At 69.9% G+C, this 15,098-nt stretch carries 13 protein-coding genes; 6 read left to right on the top strand and 7 right to left on the bottom strand.

Going from position 1 to position 15,098, the window contains the following annotated elements; translation table 11 throughout:
• Positions 1 to 30 precede the first annotated feature (30 nt).
• Positions 31 to 3,864, top strand: coding sequence for a S8 family peptidase (locus ACWCP8_RS07250; protein ID WP_451114712.1), 3,834 nt, complete (start codon positions 31 to 33; stop codon positions 3,862 to 3,864).
• A gap of 162 nt (positions 3,865 to 4,026) precedes the next feature.
• Positions 4,027 to 4,836, top strand: a complete 810-nt coding sequence (locus ACWCP8_RS07245; RefSeq protein WP_352263386.1) for an inositol monophosphatase family protein — start codon at positions 4,027 to 4,029, stop codon at positions 4,834 to 4,836.
• Between the two features lie 101 nt (positions 4,837 to 4,937).
• Here the strand turns inward: ACWCP8_RS07245 and ACWCP8_RS07240 are convergent, their stop codons facing one another.
• Positions 4,938 to 5,543, bottom strand: a complete 606-nt coding sequence (locus ACWCP8_RS07240) for a hypothetical protein (RefSeq protein WP_352263384.1) — start codon at positions 5,541 to 5,543, stop codon at positions 4,938 to 4,940.
• A gap of 302 nt (positions 5,544 to 5,845) precedes the next feature.
• Here ACWCP8_RS07240 and ACWCP8_RS07235 point away from each other — a divergent pair, with 302 nt between their 5' ends.
• From ACWCP8_RS07235 to ACWCP8_RS07225, 3 genes are all read left to right on the top strand, one after another.
• A complete protein-coding gene (locus tag ACWCP8_RS07235; RefSeq protein ID WP_451114911.1) occupies positions 5,846 to 6,289 on the top strand; it encodes a peptidase dimerization domain-containing protein in 444 nt (147 codons plus the stop codon).
• Complete coding sequence (locus tag ACWCP8_RS07230; protein ID WP_451114709.1) at positions 6,273 to 8,930, top strand: SpoIIE family protein phosphatase; 2,658 nt, start codon at positions 6,273 to 6,275, stop codon at positions 8,928 to 8,930. The genes ACWCP8_RS07235 and ACWCP8_RS07230 overlap by 17 nt, the downstream gene beginning before the upstream one ends.
• 129 nt (positions 8,931 to 9,059) lie before the next feature.
• A complete protein-coding gene (locus ACWCP8_RS07225; protein ID WP_352263382.1) occupies positions 9,060 to 9,332 on the top strand; it encodes a DUF6225 family protein in 273 nt (90 codons plus the stop codon).
• 45 nt (positions 9,333 to 9,377) lie between these two features.
• Here ACWCP8_RS07225 and ACWCP8_RS07220 read toward each other — a convergent pair whose 3' ends face one another.
• The 4 genes from ACWCP8_RS07220 to ACWCP8_RS07205 are packed head-to-tail and all read right to left on the bottom strand — an operon-like array spanning position 9,378 to position 11,203.
• Positions 9,378 to 9,668, bottom strand: coding sequence for a DUF3817 domain-containing protein (locus ACWCP8_RS07220; RefSeq protein WP_352263380.1), 291 nt, complete (start codon positions 9,666 to 9,668; stop codon positions 9,378 to 9,380).
• The gene (locus ACWCP8_RS07215) at positions 9,665 to 10,132 is read right to left on the bottom strand and encodes a DUF2269 family protein (protein ID WP_451114706.1); all 468 of its coding nucleotides are present in this window, start codon (positions 10,130 to 10,132) and stop codon (positions 9,665 to 9,667) included. Before ACWCP8_RS07215 ends, ACWCP8_RS07220 begins: the two co-directional genes overlap by 4 nt.
• Before the next feature lie 2 nt (positions 10,133 to 10,134).
• On the bottom strand, positions 10,135 to 10,455 hold the full coding sequence (locus ACWCP8_RS07210; protein ID WP_352263378.1) for a hypothetical protein: 321 nt from the start codon (positions 10,453 to 10,455) through the stop codon (positions 10,135 to 10,137).
• A gap of 55 nt (positions 10,456 to 10,510) precedes the next feature.
• Positions 10,511 to 11,203: a DJ-1/PfpI family protein gene (locus tag ACWCP8_RS07205; protein ID WP_451114703.1), complete on the bottom strand. Its 693-nt coding sequence runs from the start codon at positions 11,201 to 11,203 to the stop codon at positions 10,511 to 10,513.
• A 205-nt stretch (positions 11,204 to 11,408) separates the two neighbouring features.
• Here ACWCP8_RS07205 and ACWCP8_RS07200 point away from each other — a divergent pair, with 205 nt between their 5' ends.
• Positions 11,409 to 12,347, top strand: a complete 939-nt coding sequence (locus ACWCP8_RS07200) for a GlxA family transcriptional regulator (protein WP_451114701.1) — start codon at positions 11,409 to 11,411, stop codon at positions 12,345 to 12,347.
• A 71-nt stretch (positions 12,348 to 12,418) separates the two neighbouring features.
• On the opposite strand, the gene ACWCP8_RS07195 is transcribed toward ACWCP8_RS07200, so the two are convergent.
• Together ACWCP8_RS07195 and ACWCP8_RS07190 are read right to left on the bottom strand one after the other, a co-directional pair.
• Positions 12,419 to 13,042: a cysteine hydrolase family protein gene (locus tag ACWCP8_RS07195; RefSeq protein ID WP_451114699.1), complete on the bottom strand. Its 624-nt coding sequence runs from the start codon at positions 13,040 to 13,042 to the stop codon at positions 12,419 to 12,421.
• 47 nt (positions 13,043 to 13,089) lie between these two features.
• Entirely contained in the window at positions 13,090 to 14,970 is a 1,881-nt protein-coding gene (locus ACWCP8_RS07190; protein ID WP_451114697.1) for a SpoIIE family protein phosphatase, read from the bottom strand.
• Positions 14,971 to 15,098: the final 128 nt, after the last annotated feature.

Genomic DNA, 15,098 nt, shown 5'->3' with positions numbered 1-15,098 from the left:
ACCCCCAGCTGTACGAAAGGTTTTTCGCTGATGAAATGGATCCGCCTGACGGGGTCGATATCGGCAGGACTGATGGTGGTTGCCGGAGGGATGCCGGCCGCCGCCACCACGGGGAAGGCAGACACCGGGACCGCCACTCGTCCCGCCGCCAAGCCTGGAGCTCGCTCCGCGACCGTGCGACTGATGACCGGCGACCGGGTGACCGTGACGTCGTTGCCCGGTGGACGGCACACCGCGTCGGTGCAGCCCGGACCCGGGCGCGAGGATATCCCCTTCCGGACGCTGGAGGGGGACGACAAGGCACTGACCGTGATCCCGTTCGACGCCGAGTCGTTGGTGTCCGCCGGCACCCTGGACCGCCGCCTCTTCAATGTGACGGCCCTGATCGCCGACGGCTACGACGAGGCCCACGCCTCCACGCTTCCGCTGATCGTCTCCTCGGAGCCGTCACGGGTCGGGGCCAGGGTCAGCTCGCAGGCGGCGAAGGCCGCCGCAGCCACTGCTGACCGGCTGGTGGCGTTCAAGGCGGCCGCGACGCCCGCCCGTAGGCTGGAGAGCCTCGACGCGCGGTCGCTGCGGGTCGCCGACGACGACCTCGGCCGCTTCTGGAAGACGCTGAACCCCGGCGGAAAGTCGGACGCCGCCCGTGCCGCGGTCGTTCCGCGGGTCTCGCTGGACGGCAAGGTGAAGGCCGTGCTGGACCGCAGCACCGCGCAGATCAACGCCCCCGCCGCCTGGAAGGCCGGCTACGAGGGCCAGGGCGTGAAGGTGGCCGTGCTGGACACCGGCGTCGACGCGAACCACCCCGACCTGGCCGGCCGCGTTGCGGAGGCGAAGGACTTCTCCGGCAGCCCGAGCACGGACGATCACTTCGGCCACGGCACGCACGTCGCCGCGACCGTCGGTGGCACGGGCGCCGCGTCCTCGGGCACCCGGCGCGGTGTCGCGCCCCACGCCGACCTGCTGATCGGCAAGGTACTGGGCGACGACGGCTACGGCTCGGAGTCGTCCGTTATCGACGGCATGGAATGGGCTGCCTCCCAGCACGCCAAGGTCGTCAACATGAGCCTCGGTTCGGACGCCGAAACCGATGGCACCGACCCGATGAGCCAGGCCGTCAACACCCTGACCGCGTCCACCGACACGCTCTTCGTGGTCGCCGCGGGCAACGCCGGACCGGGCCCGTCCACAGTCGGGTCGCCGGGCGCGGCCGACGCCGCGCTGACCGTCGGAGCCGTCGACCGCGACGACTCCCTCGCCTCCTTCTCCAGCCGCGGCCCGCGCCTGGGCGACGCGGCGGTCAAGCCCGATGTGACCGCCCCCGGCGTCGGCATCGTCGCCGCCCGCGCGTCCGGTACCACCATGGGCGACCCGGTCGATGCCAACTACACCTCCGCGTCGGGTACTTCGATGGCGACCCCGCATGTCGCCGGTGCCGCCGCGCTGCTGGCCCAGCAGCACCCCGACTGGGGCGCCCAGCAGCTCAAGGACGCCCTGATCAGCACCTCCCACACGGTGCCCGGCACCAAGGTGACCGAGCAGGGCGGCGGCCGCATCGACCTGGCCACGGCCATGGGCCCTGTCACGGCAACCGGCAGCGTCACCCTCGCCCCGCTCTACACCGGCGGCAGCGGGAAGCAGCAGGGGGCCACGGTCCGCTACACCAACACCGGCGACAAGCCGGTGACGCTCTCCCTGGCCGCAACCCTGGCCACCAACACCGGGCGCGCCCTCGCCGGCGGCGTGGTCACCCTCGGCTCCGACACCGTGCAGCTGGCCCCCGGCGCCACGGCCGAAGTACCGCTGCGCACCGACGCGGCGAACGCCGTCCGCGGCAAGTACTACGGCTACGTCACCGCCACATCAGCCGACGGCACCGTGCTCACCCACACCACTGTGGCCCTGAACGTGCACGCCCCGGTCCACAAGCTCACCGTGGTCGCCCGCGACCGCGACGGCAAGGTCATCCCGGGCGCCGCTCCGGTGATCTGGGGCGCCGACGGCTTCGTGAACTACACGAGCATGGAGCCGGCCGTCGCCGAAGTGGAGGAGGGCACCTACCAGCTCAGCTTCGGCACGCTGGACAGGGCGGCCGACGGCCAGGAGCTGCGCGAGGTGGTCAACCCGGAGGTGAAGGTCACCAAGGACATGTCGGTGACGCTCAACGCCGCCGACACCACCCCGGTGCAGATCCGCACGCCCCGCCCCGCCGAGCAGCGCGGTGTGCTCAGCTACCAGACGTACCGGAAGATCGACGGCAACGGCCTGATCCAGGGCGTGATGTTCTTCGACATCGCCAAGCGGATCTACGTCAGCCCCACCGCCAAGGTCACCGACGGCGACTTCGAGTTCTCCTCGCGCTGGCAGATGGTGGCCCCGCAGCTGCGGGCGAAGGTCTCCGGTACATCGCTGAGCTTCAGCCCGTATTACGTGAACGCCTCCCCGGCCTTCAGCGACAAGGGAGCACGGCTGACCGCCGTGGACGCCGGCAAGGGCACGAGCGCCGAGCTTCGCGCCGCCAACGTACGCGGCAAGCTGGCCGTCGTCCGCTGGGACTTCTCCGACGACCGGGCGCTCGCGCAGGCCGCGGCGGACGCCGGGGCCGAGGCACTGATGCTGGTCGTGGAGGACGGCTTCTACCCCTGGACGCGGTGGAGCCCGACCGGTGACCGGATGGCTCTGCCCACCATGCGCGCCGGCACGGCGGAAGGCACCGCGGTGCTCAAGCGCGCCAGCGAGCGGACCACGACGGTGGAGTTCTCCGGCACGGTCCGCAGCCCGTACCTGTACGACGTGATGCAGGTGGCCAAGGGCTCCGTCCCCAAGCAGCTGGTGTACACCGTCTCCGAGCGCGAGAGCGCGGTGGTCCGCAGCACGTACACCCGCACCGGTGCCTCGTCCTGGGCGAGCGAGCAGCGTTTCGGATGGCGGCCGTACCAGGACACCGCGTGGAACCAGTACACGCGCTACGTTCCGGCGGGACAGGAACGCGTCGAGTACGTGACCGGCGGTGACACGCTGTGGAAGCACGTCGTGCACCACAACGTCATCGACGTCCCCGACTTCCCGCTGGCGGCCGGCATGCACGACGACACGCGTACCTACCGGCCGGGCGAGCGCACCACGGAGCGTTGGTACGGCGCGGTGGTCCGCCCGTCGATCCCGCGTGGTGGGCACCTGCCGTCGGTGCGCAACGGCGACACCCTGTCGGTGTACGTGCCGGAGTTCAACGACTCCGGCAACGGCCACTGGTCGTTCGCGGAGGCCGACCCCTTCGGTGGCGGCATCGGCACCGGCGTCACTGCGGCCGCGATGAACGACACGGCCACGGCGGCGCTGTACCGGAACGGGCAGCGGATCGCCGAGTCCGACCAGGGCGCGTGGGGCAACTTCGAGGTGCCCGCGGGCAACGCCGAATACCGGATGGACCTGACGACCGCCCGTACCTCGGACGACTGGCGCTTCGGCACCGGCACGCGAACGTCGTGGACGTTCCGCTCCGACACCGCCGCCGACACGGCCCTGCTGCCGATGCTGCAGGTCGACTACACCGTGCCGGTCGACGCCCGGAACGCGGTGGACTCGCAGCGCAGCCACACTCTCGGCCTGGACGTCCGGATGCAGGACGGCATGGCGGCGCCACGCGGCGTGACGCTGAAGGTCGAGACGTCCTACGACGACGGGCGGACCTGGACCACTGCCACCACGGCCCGCAAGGGCAGCGGCTTCACCTCCGTCGTGGAGCGGCCGGCCCGGATGCACGGCGACGCGTACGTGACGTTGCGCGTGACCGCGAAGGACGCGGCCGGCAACACCGTCCGGCAGACAGTGGACCGCGCGTACCTGCAGCCCGGCACCGCATGAGGCGCTCGGAACGGTAGCGCGGACCTACCCGGCTGAATCGCGGCGGGTGCCAGGGGAGGTGACCCCTGGCACCCGCCGTGCCATGTTCCTGTCCCGGCCACACTTCGCGACGATGCCGGTCCGACCGACGAGGACACGCTTCACGCCGATATTCTGCGCGACGTGATCAACTCATATGCGGGCCTTGACGATGCCGGTGTTGCGATAGCTGCGGCACGTGCCGGCGCGGACGTGGTGCACAACATGTACGGCCGGCGGCTCACCCGCATCGACAAGGGCGCCGGGGACTTCGCCACCGCCGCCGATGTGGAGGCCGAGAAGACGATTCTCGGTGTCATCCGTGCCGCCCGGCCCGATGATGCGGTGCTCGGCGAGGAGGGCGGGCAGCAGGGTGCTGCCGACGCGGTGCGCCAGTGGTTGGTGGATCCCTTGTGCGGCACGCTGAACTACGCCGTCGGCAACATGCTGGTGGCCGTCAACGTGGCGCTGCGCGACGGGGCGGCGGCGGTGGCCGACCCGTTCAGCGGCGAGGTCTTCTTCACCGACGGTGAGACCGCCCGGGTGCGGCAGAACGGGGCAGATGCGCAGTTGGTGCCCACGCCCGCCACCCAGCTGGTGGACGTCAACCTGGATCCGCCGTTCCCGGGGGCGCCGGGGTTCCGGGCCGTGGACTTGCTGGCCCACCCCGGGTTCGTCGAGCGGTTCCGGCCGCGGGTGGTGTCCACGACGCTGGCGTTGGCCTGGGTCGCCGCCGGCAAGCGCGCCGCGTATGTCACCGATGGCGGCGACCTGTCCGGGAGCGTGCACTTCGCCGCGGGCATCGCTGTCTGCCGGGCCGCCGGATGCGTCGTCACCGGGATCGACGGCGTCCCGATCGGGCAGGCTGGCCGCGGGCTTGTCGTGGCCGCCGACGCCGAGACCCACGGACTGCTGATGTCGATGATCCGTAGCCGAAGCCGGAACCGCACCTGACCTCGTCGGGTGCGGCCGGAGTCGCAGCAGAGCCGGAGCGGCCACCACCGATCACACGAATGCCCCGCCACCACCACGGGCGACAGGGCATCGTCATGCCGTCAGTTCGTCGGGTAACGCGTCACCTTCGACACCTTGCACCTGACCTTGCCCGGCACCTTCACGAGGCCCTGCGCCTTCTCCCTGGCCTTCTGCCCCACAGCCAGGCTGTCGGTTGCGGCCAAGCCCTCGCCGAGACGTGTACCGGAACCGTCCACGAACTCCACGTTGACGACGTAGGTCGCCTTCGAGTCGCCGTGGTTCACGATCTCCACATCAGCGGCCGGCCACGTCGTCAGCGAATCCACCACGCACTTGGTGAGCTTCACATCCGCCTCGGGGCTCCCTTTCTCGACGGCGGGCTCCTCGGAGGGTGCGTCCTTCCCAGGTGCCTTGTCCTGCGGCGCCTCGGTCGTCGGCAGCGTCCGCGGCTTCGGTGCATGGCTCACCGTGACTGCCACCAGCGCACCACAGCCGCCGAGCAGCACCAGCCCACCGAGCACCGACAGCGTCACGATCAGCCCGGTATTCGACTTCCTGGGCGGCGGCGCGCCCCACCCCGGGCCCTGCTGGGGCCACTGCTGATACGGCGGCGGAGGCTGCTGCCCCCACTGGGGTTGCTGGCCGGGTTGCTGGCCGGGCTGCTGAGGCGGGTAGCCGTACGACATGTGATCCCCCCATGGGATGCGCGTGATCCTGAGCCCGCTCACGCTATGCCTGTCCGGAATGTTCTGGCCCGCTCGTGTCGGATTCGTAACAGGCCTGCTCGACGGCGCCTTGGACGCTGCCGTGGGGGTGAAGGAGGCCCATCCCGGGCGAGCGCTCCCTCGCTCCGGCTACCAGGGCGAGATCGGCTGGACGCCGATGCGGCGCACCTGCTCGTCGAGCAGGTGACCCATGCGTTTGATGGTGCACGCCGCCCCCGACGACAGCTTCGGCGCCTCCTCACCGGCCATCGGGGCCCTGGGACATCACCTACCGCGGCAAGCCCTCGCACGCCGCACTCGCCCCCTGGGAAGGCATCAACGCCCTCGACGCGATGACCGTCGCCCACACTGCCGTCGGACTGCTCCGTCGGCAGCTGCCGCCCGGTGTGGTCGTACACGGCATCGTCACCGCCGGCGGCCAGGCCGTGAACGTCATCCCAGCCCTCACCCGCGCGCGCTGCGAGGTCAGGGCGCTGACCGTGGAGCAACTCGGCGAGGCGTCGCAGCGGGTGCGCGCTTGCTTCGAGGCTGGGGGCGCTTGCCACCGGCGCCGTGCTCGACGCTCGGCAGTCCGGTACCGCTGGTCCTGCTTGCGGCGGTGTGGATCACCCAGCCGGTTTCCCGTGGCAGGCCTCCTCGCCTGCGGCGAAAATGGTGGACGGAAAGCAATTGAGGAGGTTGGCATCCGGTGTGAAGCTCTCCCGTAGCCCCGGCGCGACCGACGCGCCGCTCGCACTCGACTCAGGCGCGGGTAAGAAAGGGCTCAAATCCGGTGCTCTGGGACTGCTCTCCTCCGTTGCCATCGGCCTGGCGTCCACCGCCCCGGCGTACAGCCTCGCGGCCACCCTGGGCCTCATCGTGGCGGGGGTCGGCCTGCAGGCCCCGATCATCACGATGCTGGCCTTCGTCCCGATGCTCCTGATCGCGTACGCCTACAAAGAACTCAACGCGAGCAACGCCGACTGCGGCACCACCTTCACCTGGGCGACCCGTGCCTTCGGCCCACGCACCGGCTGGATGGGCGGCTGGGGCATCATCGTCGCCGACATCATCGTCATGGCGAACCTCGCCGAGATCGCCGGCATCTACAGCTTCCGTCTCCTGGGCTACGACTCCCTCACGGAAAACAGGGTGTGGACCACCCTCGCGGGTGTCATCTGGATCATCGTCATGACCGCGATCTGCTACATCGGCATCGAGATCTCGGCTGCCGTCCAGCGCTGGCTCCTGTGCATCGAGGTGTCCGTACTGTTGCTGTTCGCCGTCACCGCCCTGGTCAAGGTCTACACCGGCAACCCCGAGATGGCGATCCACGTCTCCGCCTCCTGGTTCAACCCCCTCCACGTGCCATCGGCCGAAGCGCTGACCGCGGGGATCCTCGCCGCCGTCTTCATCTACTGGGGCTGGGACACCGCCGTCACGGTCAACGAGGAGACCGCGGACAGCACGCGCATCCCCGGACGCGCCGCGATCATCTCCGTTGTACTGCTGCTGGTCATCTACGCCCTGGTCGCCACCTCGGCGCAGGCCTTCGCCGGAGTCGGCTCCGCCGGGATCGGGCTCGGCAACAGGGACAACGCGGGCGACGTGCTCTCGGGTCTGGGCAACGCCGTCTTCGGTACCCACGGGGTGGGGCCCTTCTTCTCCAAGCTGCTGATCCTCATGGTGCTGACGTCCGCCGTGGCCTCAGCCCAGACGACCATCCTTCCTATGGCCCGGACCGTCTTCTCCATGGCCGCGCACAAGGCCGTCCCCTCCCGGTTCGCCCGACTGCACCCCAGATTCCTCACCCCGACCTGGTCGACCGTCTCCTTGGGCCTGGCCTCCGTCGGCTTCCTCGTCCTGCTGACGGCGATCAGCAACAACGTCCTGGCCGACACCATCGGGTCGGTCGGGCTCGCGATCACGTTCTACTACGGCCTCACCGGCTTCGCCTGTGTCTGGTACTTCCGCAGGGTGCTCACCCGCAGCCGCAGGGACTTCCTGTTCAAGGGCCTGCTGCCGGGTCTGGGCGGGCTGACGATGCTCTTCCTCTTCTGTTACGCCGCCTTCGTCGTCTACGCCGACCCCAGATACGGCGCAACCTCCATCGACCTGCCGTTCATCGGACTGACGGGCGGGGTCACCGTCGTGGGCCTCGGAGCCCTGCTGCTCGGCGTCGTGCTGATGCTGGTCGTCACGCGCGAGCACGCCGCGGCCCTCAGGCTTCAACGCAGCCTGCTTCCGCGCCGGCTGCCGCAGCCGACCGCTGTCGAGATGGCGAGCCGCTATGTGCCCGCCGACAGCCGGTCCGGGGTGGGCGGTGACTGGTTCGACGTCATCCCACTGTCGGGAACGCGTGTCGGCCTGGTCGTCGGGGAGGTGATCGGCCACGGACTGCTCGCCGCCGCCACCATGGGGCGCCTGCGCACCGGCGTACGCGTCCTCGCCCGCCTGGACCTCGACCCGGACGAGCTTCTCTCGCGCCTGGACGACCTGGTAGGGCAGACCGCCAAGGAGCGGGCGGCCGTTCATGGTGCGGGCGGCGCGGGGCCCCGGGAGGACGACGCCCTGGGGGTGACGTGCCTGTACGCGGTGTACGACCCGGTGTCGGGACAGTGCAGCATGGCGCGCGCCGGCGAGTCGATGGCTGCGGTCGTCCTGTCGGACAGCGGCGTCGCCAGCTACCCGGATCTCCCGCCGGGCCCTCCGTTGGGACTGAGTGGTCTGCCCTACGAGACCATGGGATTCCAGCTGCCGCAGGGCAGCCTCGTCGCCCTCTTCACCGACGGGCTCGTCCAGGCGGCCGCCGACGACATCGATGTCGGACTCGGTCTGCTCACCGGCGCCCTCGCCCAGTACCGGCGCCCCTTGGAAGAACTCTGTGACCGCGCAGTCGCGACCCTGGTGCCAGGGCCGGCGAACGACGACGCGGTCCTGCTCCTCGTACGCACACGGATGCTCGACGAACACCAGGTGGCTACGTGGGAGCTGACCGCGGAGCCGGCGATGGTCGGCAAAGCCCGCGCCGTGACCACGGGGCAACTCGGAGCATGGGGGCTGGACGAGCTGTCGTTCTCCACCGAACTCATCGTCAGTGAGCTGGTCACCAACGCCATCCGCTACGCCGCGGGTCCGATCCACGTCCGGCTCATCCGCGACGAAACCCTGATCTGCGAGGTCGCCGACACCGGGCACACCTCACCCCATCTGCGCCATGCCGCCGCTGACGACGAGAGCGGCCGCGGCCTGTTCATCGTCTCCCAGATGGCGCAACAGTGGGGCACGCGCTACACGACCACCGGCAAGACCATTTGGGTGGAACAGGCCCTGCCGGCAGGGCCGGCCGTCGGTGAAGCGCCCGCTTAGCCGGCATTTTGCCGCCTGCCCCCGCGATTCGTCCGATCCTTGCCCGGGCCTTGCACCGGATCAGCGCTTCGGGCCGGGAAGCAGCCGTGCCTCCGCCTGCAGGACACCGCGTTGCGGCAACCTGTGCGCATGACCGACACCTTCGAGCACGTCCCTCAAATCTGGAACGCCGCCCAGCTGCGCGATGCACTCAAGGATCTTCCCGATGACGCGCCCATCCATATCGGCGTGGCAAGCGACCCCGGTGACTTCGACGGGTACCGCGGCTTCGTCCTCGTGGACGCACATCAGGTGGAGAACTGGTGGCCGGCCACTTCCACCGCACCGGAACGCACCGAGACGGAGCAGGCGCTGACGCTGTTCGCCGACTGGGAGCCGGACAGGTACGACCGTCTCGACTGAACCGGCCGGGTTCCCACCGGGCTGTCAGTCACCGGGGAGCGGGAGTCAGGGCCGGATGGCGCCTTCACCTTGCTGATCGACGAGGTCGGCGCGGAGCCGGCGCAGTGCGAGGAGGCCGCCGATGCCAGGGATGACAGCCGTCGCCTTGGTGACGGGTGTGGCCTGCTTGAGGCGCCAGGTGGCCACCACGACGAACAGGTAGGCGCAGCCGTGGGTGGGGCCCATCAAGGAGGAAACAGGTTGGAGGTGGGCGGTGGCGAGGTTGGTCAGCAGGATGATCAGTGAGATGAGTTCGCCCTGGGCCGCGATACGCAGGTGACGGAGGTTCACGGTCATGCTCCCGTCGTGGAGCCGGGGCGGATGATCATCAGGATGGTGACGGTGGCCCACAGCAGGTTGAAGACGCCGGTGTGCATGGCGAGGCGGCCGGCCGAGCGGGGGCCGGAGCCGGCGCCCGGGGTCTGTGCGGTGGCGAGCGCGCGGTCCTGGGCGGGCAGGATCAGCAGGGCCAGGGTGGCCGCGGCCGCAGCGGTCAGCAGGATTGAAGTGATCAGCCATCCGCTGCCGAGAACGCCGAGGCTGCCGGCCGTGGCGAACCCGAAGACCGGGACGGCGATGCCGATGGCCGCGTAGACGCGGCAGATGCGGTGCAGCAACCGCAGGTTCGTGAGCGCCTCGCGGTCGCCCGGGTCGCTGTGCGCGTGACGTAGAGCTTTGGGAAACATGCTAGCTGCGACGGTGACCGGGCCGATGGTCAGGACGGAGGCCAGAACGTGCAGCGAGAGGAGGAGTTTCGTCATGGTCAGTGTTCCGTGATCGGCCGGGCGGCCCGGCGCCGGCCGGTGACCTTCGAGGCGGGCAGGCATCCGGCCTCGGAAGTGCCGATCAGGGTGTCACCGTCGACCGCCACCGCAAGGACCGGGTTCAGGCGCACGGGCTGGGTGACGGTCTGCCTCCAGGTGAGTCGGTGACCGTCGAGGGCGACGTCGACAAGCGGGACCTCCTCCCCCGCCCCGTGGGCCACCCCGGTCAGGACACTGTGCTGTCGGCGAAGTTCGACCACTGCCTTGATCGTGCCGATGGGAGTCGAGATGGACAGGTGCCAGGTATCTTCGACAGACATGTTGCTGTACTTCCTTACGGTGCGTGCGGTGAACAGGTGCCCGAGCAGGGCATGGTCAGAGGCCTGTGGGAGCTGGGCCCCGGGCACGCCGGACGGTGCCGCGACGCTCGTGGGCGAACAGCTCCTCGACGGCGTGGGCGATCCGGGGGCCCACTTCGCGCTCCAGCAGCAGGTACAGGCCCAGGTCGAGCCCGGAGGTGTCACCGGCGCCGGTGACCAGGTCGCCGTCGTCGACGACACGGGCGTGAACCGCATGGACGCCGGTGGCATCGAGCATGTCCAGGCCCATGTGGTGGGTGGTGGCGTGGCGGCCCTCGAGCAGGCCGGCCATGGCCGGCACGAGCGAGCCGCCGCACACCGCGCCGACCGTCACCTGCGGATTGTGCACAGCCGCATTCAGCAGCGTCGGCAGTTCGGTATTCAAGGTGCGGCCCAGCAGTACGGGGATGAGCTCGTCCTGCTTCTGTTCGCCGGTCCCGGCCTCCAGGTCAGGTGTTTCGCCGGGCTCCCCGACACGGCCCGAGGCTCCGGGAACCAGGACCAGGCCCGCACGGCCGGGGTCAAGAGCGGCAGTCGCCTGCAGCGTCGGCCCCCCGGACCCGCTGACCACCGCGCGGGGCCCCTCCGCGGACACCGGCTCCACACTCACCGCTCCGCCGGAGGCGGTTCCACCGGCGTACAGCACCTCATAGGGGGCGATGACATCAAGCGGATCGAAGCCGTCGAACGGGACGATCTGGGCGTGCATGGAACTTCCTTCACGTACGGGGGACCGGTCTGCACCGGGTAGACCTCGACGCTAAACACGTTTCATCCGACCGCCCAGTGGCGTGAGTGACATGTTTCAACGGGATATCGCCATCGGTCAGACCATGGCCCTTGAGCTGGGTGGACGATCGCGCCTGGTTCCTTGAAGCCGAGTCGGCGGCAGGGCGGGCAGGTAAGTTCTGGCCATGCACACCGTCGCTGTTCTCGCCCTGGACCAGGTGATCCCCTTCGACCTGTCCACCCCGATCGAGGTCTTCGCCCGCACCCGCCTCCCGGACGGGCGCCCCGGTTACCAGGTCCGTGTGTGTGCTGAGCAGCCGGAAATCGACGCAGGCGCATTCAGTCTGCGCGCGCCCTGGGGGTTGGACGGCCTCAAGGGCGCCGACACGATCATCGTGCCCGGCACCGCCGACCCCGCCGCCCCGCTCACCTCCGCCGTCCGCGACGCGCTGCGCGCCGCGGCGAAGGACGGCACCCGTATCGCCTCTATCTGCTCGGGCGCCTTCCCCCTCGCCGCCACCGGCCTGCTGGACGGCCTGCGCGCCACCACCCACTGGATCGCGGCCGGTCTCCTGGCCGCCGCCCACCCGGACATCGAGGTCGACCCGGATGTCCTGTACGTCGACAACGGGCAGATCCTCACCTCGGCAGGAGCCGCCGCCGGCCTGGACCTGTGCCTGCACATGATCCGCGGCGACTACGGCTCGGCCGTCGCCGCCGACGCCGCACGCCTGTCCGTCGTCCCTCTCGAACGCGAGGGTGGTCAGGCGCAGTTCATCGTCCACGACCACATACCCACCCCACGGGGATCCGCGCTCGAACCCCTGCTCACATGGCTCCAGGACAACTTGAGCCGCGATCTGGCCCTCGCCGACATCGCCGCTCAGGCCGGAATCAGCACCCGGACACTGATCCGGCGCTTCCGCGAACAGACCGGGGTCACCCCGCTCCAGTGGCTCCACCGGGCCCGCATCCGCCAGGCCCAGCACCTTCTGGAGACCACCCGGCACTCCGTCGAACGCATCGGTGCCCAGGTCGGCTTCGGATCGCCCACCGCCTTCCGCGACCGCTTCCGGCGCACCACCGGAGTCAGCCCCCACACCTACCGGCGGTCCTTCAGCTGACTCGCCTGTATGTCCTGCCAGCGAGTGGACCGGCCCTCGCACAAACGCTCATCTGTATGAGCCCACGTCGGTCAGCTGCCAGTGACTCGTTCGGGCAGGAGCTCCTCGACGCGGCCGATCCGCACGCCGAGCGCGGCGAGCTGCTCCAGTGCCGTGCGGTGCTCGGCCTGGCTGCGGCTCGCGGTCGCATCGGCGGCGACAGCCACCTCGTAGCCGAGCGCCTTCGCCGTCGAAGCGGTCGCGGCGACCCCGTTCGCGGTGGAAAGGCCCGCCAGGACAAGCTTGGTGACGCCGGATCCGCGCAGATGGTCGTCGAGGCCGGTGCCCTCGAAGGCGTCCAGCCCGTTCTTCGTCACCAGACGGTCCCCGGCGCGGGGTTCGAGGCCGGGGACCAGCCGGTTGGGGGCGGCGTCGACACCGCCGTCGGCACCGTCCGCACGTACGTACCGGACAAGAATCACGGCCGGGGAGCCGGCATGCGCGAAGCGATCGCGCAATTCCACGCAGGCGTCGGCCACGACGCCTCCCGTGACCGGTTCCCACTGCATGTCAACGATCCATTGCTGCAGATCAATCAGAACACGATCGACGGTCGATCGGCACGATATCGCCCGAGGTATCGTCCGGTCGCAGGTGTTGTGCGAACTGCTCGCCGCCGACAGGTCACTTCGCGCGGCATCCGAAGCTCTCGACAACGGCGATCGGGCCTGAGCGAGCGGCCTCTCCGCTTACCCGTCGACGTTCAGGTCCGACTCGCACAGGGGTCCGTCACTGCTTGCAGCACCAGTACCGAGAGGTCGTCCTCGACCGGCCCCGTCCCGAAGTCGTGCGCCGCCCGCCGTACGTGCTCCGCAAGTGCCTTCGCACCCAGTCCCATACCCTGCCTGAGCACATCGGCCAGACCGTCATTATCGTCCAACTGCCAGTTGCCGCAGCGGCGTTCGGTGACGCCGTCGGTCACGCACAACAGCGTCTCACCGGGCGCGAGGTAAAAGGTGACGGCCCGGAATTCGGCGCCCTCATCGATGCCGAGCAGCATCTGGGGCACGGAGGCCGGTTCCACCTTGCCGTCGGCATGCAGATGCAGCGGCGGAGGATGGCCTGCAGTGGCGACCGTGCAGTGGGCTCCCGGCACGCCCGGGTCGACGGTCAGCTCCCCGTACAGCAGGCTCAGGAAGCGGGAGCCTGTCTGCTCGGCGCCGAGCGCGAATGCCTCGGCGCTCTCTTCCGCCATGGCGACGTTCAGCCGGCCGAGCACCGATTCGACGCCATGGCCCTCGCGCGCCAGCAGCCTCACCAGGTGGCGGGCCAGGCCGGTGACGGACATCGCCTCCGGGTCCTTTCCCTGTACGTCGCCGAGCAGGAAGCACCAGTGGTTCTCGCCCCTCGGGAAGATGTCGTAGAAGTCGCCGCCGACGGTCTGCCCCTCGCCGTGCGGCTCGTAGACGATCGCCGTATCGACGCCGACGATCCTGGCCAGCGTCGCCGGCAGCTGCCTGCGTTGGAGCGCGGCGCTGATCCTGCGCTGCCGGGTGTACTGGCGAGCGGTGTACACGGCCTGCGCGACCCTGCGGGCCACGTCCTGGACCATCCGCACCACGGAGTCGGTCATCTGCGGCTGCCCGGCCCGGCCGAGCAGCAGTACACCCTGGTCGAGGTCGCGGGCGATGAGTGGGAAGGCGAACGCCGACCCACCCGCATGGGCGATGCCGGCACTCTCCGGCCACGGCCAGGGCGTACCCCCGATGCGGACCGCGGAGGGCGGCGGGATCCGCTCCAGTTCCTCGCGCAGCGGAGTGATGCGCTGCTCGTCGGCATGCCAGACCCGGGACAGCTGCAGGCCCATCCCAGGCGTGTTCAGCCAGATGCCGCACCAGTCTGCGAGCCGGGGTACGAGCATCTGGGCCGCGAGCGCGGTGACCATGGCCTCGTCGAGCTGGCCTGCCAGGAGTTCGCTGGTCTCTGCGAGGAACGACGGGCCGCCACGGTCGGTCCACTCGGCGGCGTACCCCTGGGCATGTGCCGGATGTACTGATGGCCCTGCGTCATGGGGTTGTGCGTCGCTGTGGCGCCCGGTGGTACCGGGTTCGGTGATACCGGGACCGGAGGCGGCCGAATCTGTCGCAGCAGTCCCTCCCTCCGCGGCCTCCAGCCGGAACCAGACCCTCTTCTCCGCCCGCCGGTAGGTCACGCCCCAGGACTCCGAGAGCGCACTCACCAGCTGGAGGCCGTAGCCGGGCTCGCCACGCCGGGTGTCCGCGCCGCCGCGTACCCCCCTGGAGGGGTGGCGGTCCGCGACCTCCACGACGACACCCAACCGGGTGGCCGGGTTCCGCTCCAGGCGGCAGACCACGTCGATATCGGTGCCGGCGTACATGACGGCGTTGGTGACCAGCTCGCTGACGAGCAGGACGGCGTCGTCGACGAGCTCCTCGGGGACCGTCATCGGAGCAGGGGCCGCGGCCGCACCGGGAGCCGAATCGGCGGCCGACGCGCCGTCCCCGTTCGCGGGCGCTGTCCACCCCTCAAGCGCCGCATACACGAATTCGCGCGCCCGGGCAGCCGCCAGCTGGTTCGCCGGCAGCCCCTTCCTGGACACGGATTCGGTCGCGTGTACGGACAACGAAACCCCTCTTCCCCCCGTGTGCCTCAAATACGCCCAGAAAGCAGTATTTTCGTGCGCTTTATACTATGACATGCGTGACCAATGAACCTCTGGTGTGCACCGATGGATCTTGGGCGGAGGGTGTT

Source organism: Streptomyces sp. NPDC002206 (genome assembly GCF_053593595.1).
The sequence above is the reverse complement of the archived record's forward strand: the minus strand, read 5'-3'. Positions and strand labels throughout refer to the sequence as shown.